The 6,921-nt window shown below is 76.3% G+C and carries 5 protein-coding genes; 2 read left to right on the top strand and 3 right to left on the bottom strand.

Going from position 1 to position 6,921, the window contains the following annotated elements; genetic code table 11:
- Nucleotides 1–162: 162 nt before the first annotated feature.
- Complete coding sequence (locus tag E4099_RS26765; protein ID WP_135341697.1) at nt 163–1,404, bottom strand: MFS transporter; 1,242 nt, start codon at nt 1,402–1,404, stop codon at nt 163–165.
- Between the two features lie 54 nt (nt 1,405–1,458).
- Nucleotides 1,459–2,232: an SDR family oxidoreductase gene (locus tag E4099_RS26760; RefSeq protein WP_135341696.1), complete on the bottom strand. Its 774-nt coding sequence runs from the start codon at nt 2,230–2,232 to the stop codon at nt 1,459–1,461.
- A gap of 123 nt (nt 2,233–2,355) precedes the next feature.
- Between E4099_RS26760 and E4099_RS26755 the strand changes: the two genes are divergently transcribed.
- Nucleotides 2,356–5,826, top strand: a complete 3,471-nt coding sequence (locus E4099_RS26755; protein WP_135341695.1) for an AfsR/SARP family transcriptional regulator — start codon at nt 2,356–2,358, stop codon at nt 5,824–5,826.
- On the opposite strand, the gene E4099_RS26750 is transcribed toward E4099_RS26755, so the two are convergent.
- Entirely contained in the window at nt 5,790–6,269 is a 480-nt protein-coding gene (locus E4099_RS26750) for a MarR family winged helix-turn-helix transcriptional regulator (protein WP_135341694.1), read from the bottom strand. The two genes, E4099_RS26755 and E4099_RS26750, sit on opposite strands and share 37 nt — an antisense overlap.
- A 103-nt stretch (nt 6,270–6,372) precedes the next feature.
- Between E4099_RS26750 and E4099_RS26745 the strand changes: the two genes are divergently transcribed.
- The gene (locus E4099_RS26745; protein WP_135341693.1) at nt 6,373–6,756 is read left to right on the top strand and encodes a hypothetical protein; all 384 of its coding nucleotides are present in this window, start codon (nt 6,373–6,375) and stop codon (nt 6,754–6,756) included.
- Nucleotides 6,757–6,921 lie beyond the last annotated feature (165 nt).

The raw sequence follows: 6,921 nt of genomic DNA, 5'->3' as shown, positions 1-6,921 counted from the left end.
GAGTTCGTGGTCATGGCGGGGGTCCTTTCGGGAACCTGGTCCGGGAGGGGATGAGGGGTGTGAGTGGCTCGGCGGGCCGCGTCGGGGGTCCGAGGCGGCGTGCCGGAGGCGGGCGCTCAGGCTGTTGCGAACTGTTGGAACTGGTCGGGGTGTTCAGGCTGTTCAGGCGGAGGGTGCCCGGTCGGCCGGGAAGCCGTGGGTACGGGCCGCGAGCACCACGGCGAGGACGGGGACGAGCAGGACGAGGGCGCCCCAGGCGAACGCCCCGGCGCCGAACAGGTCGAACAGCAGCCCGCCCAGCAGCCCTCCGGCGGCCATCGCCGCGTTCCAGAGGGTGACCAGTGCGGCCTGCGCGGCGTCGGCGGCGTCCCCGGCCGCGTTGCCCGCCGCGGTCTGCAAAAGGGTCGGCACGCCGCCCCAGCCGAGGCCCCACAGCGCGGCCGCGGCATAGACGGCGGGGGTGCTGTCGGTCCACAGCGCCAGGCCGGTGGCGGCGACCGCGACCAGCAGCGTGCTGCCCACCATCAGGGCCCGCGGCCTGCGGTGGATGAGCGCTCCCACCAGCCAGATGGAGAGCAGTGAGGCTGCGCCGAAGACCAGCAGCACGGTGTCGGTGGCATCGCCGAGGCCCAACTCGTCGAGGAGCGTGGCGATGTAGGTGTAGAGGATCGTGTGCGCCAGGACGAAGACGAGGGTGACGGTCAGCACCGGCAGCACCCCGGGCACCCGCAGTACGGCCCGCAGGGGGGTGCCCGCGGAGTGCTCCCGGCCGGGCTGGTCGGGTACGAGGGCGGCGATCCAGGCGAGCAGCAGCAGGGTCAGACCGGTCATGATCAGGAACGCGGTCTGCCAGTTCACGGCCTGGCCGAGGAAGGTCCCGGCCGGGACGCCGAGCGACAGCGCCAGCGGGATGCCGGCCATCGCCACCGCCACGGCCCGGCCCTCCAGACGCGGCGGTGCCAGCCGCCGGGCGTAACCGGCGAGCAGCGCCCAGGCGAGGCCGGCGGCGACGCCCGCGACGAACCGGGCCGCCATGGTCAGCGCGTACACCGACGACACGGCGGTGACCGTGTTGGCGGCGGCGAACCCGGCCATCGCGGCGAGCAGCAGCCGCTTGCGCGACCAGCGGGCGGTGGCGGCGGCGAGCGGGATCGCGGTGAGCGCGGTGCCGACGGCGTAGATGGTCACGGTCTGCCCGGCCGCGGACTCGCCGACGCCCAGGTCGGAGCTGATCGCGGGCAGGAGTCCGGCGGGCAGCGTCTCGGTGAGGCTGGTGATGAAGACGGCGGTGGCCAGGGCGAGCAGTGCGGGCAGCGGGAGCCGGTCGGCGCTGGGGGCCGGCGCGTTCCGGAGCGCTGCCTCGCGGGGTTTCCCGGGTGTCTGGGCGGGTGCGGTGGAAGGCATGGCGAGTCGTCCTGTTCGTGGGTGGGGATACGGCGGTGGGTGCGGGGGCGGCGCTCAGTCCCGGGGCGCCGGACGCGGCCCCGGTCGGCCGCCCCCGCAGCCGAGTCCGCCGTCGACGGCGAGCACGGTGCCGGTGGTGAAGGTCGCGTCGGTGGCCAGGAAGAGGGCGGCGCGGGCGACCTCGTCGACGGATCCGCGGCGCCCCAGGGGCGGTGCGGCCTCGGGCCGGGGGGTGTGGGCGAGTGCGTCGGCGGGGGTGTCGATGGCGCCCGGCGACACGGCGTTGACGCGGACGCCGCGGTCGGCGAGTTCGACCGCGAGCACCCGGGTCAGGGCGTGCACGGCCGATGCCGTCATGGCCCGTACGCCCGCGTCCGGCGTGCCGGGCCGGCAGACATCGGCCGCCACCGTGGTGAAGACGATGGCGCCCTCGTCGGCGACCAGCGGTGCCAGCGCCTGGGCGGCGGTGTACGCGCCCCTCGCGGCGGCGGTGAACCGCCCGTCGTGGTGCCCCGTCCCGGACACCGCACCCGGCTCTGCCCATGGCTTCGAGGCGGCGGGCTCGGCGTCCACGAACAGCATGTCGACGGTGCCGAAGGCGCTCCCCGCGGCCGAGGCGAAGTCCGCGACGGCGTCCGCGGCGAACAGGTCGCAGGCGACCAGGGACGCCGCGGGGCCCAACTGGCCTTCGACATCGGCGATCCCGTGTGCCGCGCCTCCGGTCAGCAGGGTGCGGGCACCGCCCTCCACGAGGCGCTTGGCGATCGCGAGGCCGACCCCCGTGGTGCCGCCGACGACGACCGCCTTCCGGCCCGTGTACTTCGGCATGGTCCGTTCCCTCCGACCGCTCCGCTGTGCCGTTCTTCCGACGGGAACGACTCTGGCCGAGGGGGCTTCGGGGCGGCTGACGGTCCGCTGACGGATCACCGATGTGCTGTGTAGCCTGCGGACATGCGTTACGGGGTGCTGGGTCCACTTGCGGTGTGGGACGCCGCGGGCGACCCGGTGCGGGTCCCCGAGGCGAAGGTCCGCGCGCTGCTGGCCGCGCTCCTCGTCCAGGAGGGGCGGGTGGCCTCCGCGGACCGGCTGGTCGACGAGCTGTGGGGGGACGAGCCGCCCGGCAATCCGGCCAACGCGCTCCAGGCCAAGGTGTCCCAGCTGCGCCGCGCGATCGGCCGGGACCGCGTGCCGCGGCAGGGCGCCGGCTACCGGCTGGCCCTCGACGCGGCGGACGGCGGCCAGGCCGACGAGGTGGACGCCGCCCGGTTCCTGGCGCTGGTCGCCGACGCCCGCGCCGTCACCGACCCCGCGGAACGCGCCGCCCGGCTGGAGACCGCGCTGGGGCTGTGGCGCGGCCCGGCGTACGCGGACTTCGCCGACGAGGAGTTCGCCCGTGCCGCGGCCCACCGGCTCGACGAGCAGCGGGTAGCCGTGCTGGAGGAGCACGCCGAAGCCCGCCTCGAGGCGGGCGGCGACCCGCTGCTCACCGGCGAACTCGCCGACCTGGTGGCCCGGTACCCGCTGCGCGAACGGCTGCGTGCCGTGCAGTTGCGGGCGCTGTACCTGGCTGGGCGGCAGAGCGAGGCGCTGGCCTCCTACGCCGACCTGCGCGGCCGCCTGGCGGAGGAACTGGGACTCGACCCCAGCCCCGACCTGGCCGCGCTGTACGAGGCGATCCTCCGGCAGGACCCGTCGCTGGACGCCCGGCCCCGGCGGACGGAGGGCGTCGCGGGCGCGGTGCGGCCGCAGGAGCCGTCGCGCACCCCGGCCACCGACCTCGGCCACGCGCCCGGCCCCGCCGCCGGCACCGCGCCGCCGGCGGAACCCGACACCGTCCCGGGCGGCGGCGCGCCCCGTACCGTCCCGTCCAACCTCCCGGCGGACCTCACCCCGCTGATCGGACGGGAGGCGGTGCTGGCGCGGGTGGTGCGGCTCCTGGACGATGCCCGCCTGGTGACGCTGACCGGCCCGGGCGGCGTCGGCAAGACACGTCTGGCCATCGCCGCCGCCCGCTGCCTGACGGCCCCCAGCCGCCCGACCACCGATGGCCCGCGGTGGCCGCGGACCTCGGCGGACACCCTGGCGGCGGGCTCGGAGGCGGCCACCCCGGACGGGCGTCCACCCGGCGCCGCCGAGCCCGCGCCCCCGACATCCTCATGGCTTCCCGACAGTGTCCGGTTCGTCGAGCTCGCCGGGCGGCACGGCGATGCCGCCGAGCTGGCCGGTGAGGTCGCCGCCGTCCTCGGCATCCGCGACGACACCCCCGCGGGCGCCCCGCGCCCGACCATCCCGGCAGCGCCCGCCGAACGCCTGGTCCAAGCCTTGGGCGACCGGTCCGTGCTGCTGGTGCTGGACAACTGCGAGCATGTGGTGGACGCCGCCGCGGAGTTGGCCGCGCTGCTGCTGCGCGCCGCCCCGGGGGTACGGATCCTGGCCACGAGCCAGGAGCCGCTCGCGGTCGCCGGCGAGGCCGTCGTGCTGATCGAGCCGCTCGAAACGGCGGAGGCCCAAGAGCTGTTCATGGCCCGGGCGGCGGCCGCCGCACCCGGATTCGCACCGTCCGGGGACGGTGCCGACCTGGACGCGGTGGTCGAGGTCTGCGAGCGTCTGGACGGCATCCCGCTCGCTCTCGAACTGGCCGCGACCCGGGTTCGGGCGCTCGGTGTCCGCGGGCTGGCGGACCGGCTCGGCGACCGCTTCGGGCTGCTGACCTCCGGCCGCCGCGACGCGCCCGCCCGGCAGCGCACACTGCGCGCCGTGATCGACTGGAGCTGGGAGCTGCTCGGCGCGCCGGAACGCATCGTGCTGCGGCGGCTGGCCGTGCACCGCGACGGCTGCACGCTGGAGGCGGCGGAGGCGGTGTGCGCGGGCGACGGCGTGGACGCCGCGGACGTCCTGGACCTGCTGACCCGGCTGGTCGAGCGGTCCCTGGTGGTGGTCGTCACGGGCCCGACGGGGACGCGCTACCGGCTGCTGGAGACGGTCGCCGCCTATGCCCTCGACCGCTTGCACGAGATGGCGGACGCGGCCGACACCCGGCGCCGGCACCTGCGCTACTACCAGGCGCTCGCCGAGGACGCGGAAGCGGAGCTGCGCGGCGCGGACCAGCGGCGCCGGCTGGCCCTGCTCGACGCCGAGGCGGCGAACCTGCGCGCCGCCCTCGACGAGGCGCTCGACCGGGACGAGGCGGACGACGCGGCCCGGTTCACCGCCTCGCTGTGCTGGTGGTGGCTGCTGCGCGGCCGCCTCACCGAGGCCCGGCGGCGCCTGGAAGCCGCCTTGCGGGCCGCCCCGGACGACCCCGAACTCGTCCTGCTGCACCAGGCCTTCGCCCGCATGACCGGAGCTCCCGCGGCGTCCGTCCAGGGCACCGCCGACCGCGTGCCGGACCCGGCGCGCCGCGGCCGGGCGCTGTGGCTGTGCGCGTACGGGGAGTTCAGCGCGAGCGACATGGCGGCGAGCGCCGAGCTGAACGACGCGGCGGTGGCGCTGTTCGAGGCGGCGGGGGACGGCTGGGGTGTCGCCGCCGGGCTCGCGCTGCGCGCGATGCACGGGCTGTTCACCGGAGACCTGGCCGCTCTGCACCGCGACGGCGTGCGGGCTGCCGCGGCCTTCCAGGCGCTGGGCGACCGCTGGGGCGAGTTGCAGACCGTCTCGCCGCTGGCCGCGCACGCGCAGATCATGGGCGACTACGCGGAGGCCGAGTGCCGCCAGCGGCAGGGCCTGGCGCTCGCCGAGGAGCTGGGTCTGCACGCCGAGGTGTCCGCACGGCTCTCGGGGCTCGGCCGCCTCGCGCTGCTCGCCGCGGACTGGCCGCGTGCCGCCGAACTCCACGAGCGGGCCCGGAGGCTCGCCGTCGAACAGGGCTACCGGTTCGGCGAGGCGGCCGCCGAGACCGGCCTGGCGCTGGGCGCGCGCCGCTCCGGCGCGCTCGACGAGGCCGAGGCGCGGCTGCTGAGCATGCTGGCGCGCTTCGTGTCCCCGGCCGGCGACCATCTGCGCCATGCCGAGCTCGGCTTCACGGCCGAGATGCGCGGTGACCGCGGCGCGGCGCTCGCCCACCATCTCCGGGGCCTGGAGCACGCGTTCGACCTCGCCGAGCCGCGCGCCTTCGCGCTGTCGCTGGAGGGTCTGGCGGGAGCGGAGTCGCTCGCGGCCGGCTCCGAGGGGCCGACCCGCGCGGCGGTGCTGCTCGGCGCCGCCGACGCCGCGCGGCGCGGTGTGGGCGCCCCGCTGCCCACCGCGGAACGCGCCGACGTCGACCGGATCACCGCCCGGACGACCGCCGCTCTGGGCGAGGAGGCGTTCGCGGAGGCCTTCGCACGCGGCGCGGGCCTGGCACCGGAGGAGGCCGCCGGGCTCGCCCGCACACCGACGGCGGACCCTCAGCCCTCGCGTTCCTCCGCCACCGCCGACTCGTAGGCGTACAGGGTGTCGAGGAACAGGCGCCGCTGAGCGGGGGTGAGCGGGGTGAGCACCCGGCGCCAGGCCGCGGCGCCGGGGGCGAGCCAGGCGGCGATCGCCTCGTGCTGCTCGGGGGCGATGGCCACGATCCGGCGCCGCCGGTCGGACGGGTCCTCGCGCCGGTCCAGGACGCCCTTCTCGCTGAGGTCCCCGACCATCAGGCTGACCGTGGTGGGGGCCACCTCCAGCCGGCCGGCCAGCTCGTTGACGGTCATCGGTCCGTCGAACAGCAGATAGGAGAGCAGGGAGAGATGGCGGGGGGCCAGCGACAGTGAGCGCAGCGCCTCGGGTACCGGAACGCGCTTCGCCCGGCTCGCCATCCGCGGCATGAGCAGCAGCAGTTCGCGCACCGTCGCGTCCACCTCACCCGGGGCGGCCTCGCGCCGCACGGATCCGGTCATCACATACCCTTCAGCATTTACCTTTGGAGGCAAAGATGCTTTGCTTGCAAAGTCATCAGTGGCCGACCGCCCGCCACCCACGGGCCCGATCGGAGATTCCACCATGCCCCACTTCACCGTGCACATCAGCGAGACCGCCCTTGACGGGAAGGCCGAGGAGGGCCTGATCCGAGGGCTCGCGGAGGCGGTCGGCTCCGTCTACGGCGAGCCGTTCGGCCGCCTGGTCGCCGTGGACCTCATCGGCATTCCACCGCGCCGGCGCGGGGTCGGCGGGATACCGACCGGCCAGACCGCTCCGAACATCACCCTGAGTCTGCGCGAGGCGGCCTACCGGCACCCGGACGTGCCCGACGCGGCCGCGCGCCTGGTCACCGCGATCACCGACGCGGTGGTCGGCGTGCTCGGCGAGGAGGTCCGCGAACAGGTGGCGATCACCCTGCCGGCCGTCCCCCAGGGACGCTCCGGCTTCGGCGGCCGGGTCGCCTGAGCCGGCCATGGGGCCTGCCGGCCAGGCACATTCGCGCGCGGTCATCGGCTTCCGGAGCCGCGGGGGAGCCGATTGCCTCGGCGCCGGCCCGGGCCCCTGTCGGCCAGGTGCCCTCCACCGTCATCGACTTCCAGCGCCGCGGGGGGAGCCGTCCCCCTCCCCGCC

Origin of the sequence: Streptomyces palmae, assembly GCF_004684805.1 — a bacterium.
GTDB lineage: Bacteria > Actinomycetota > Actinomycetes > Streptomycetales > Streptomycetaceae > Streptomyces > Streptomyces palmae.
The sequence above is the reverse complement of the archived record's forward strand: the minus strand, read 5'-3'. Positions and strand labels throughout refer to the sequence as shown.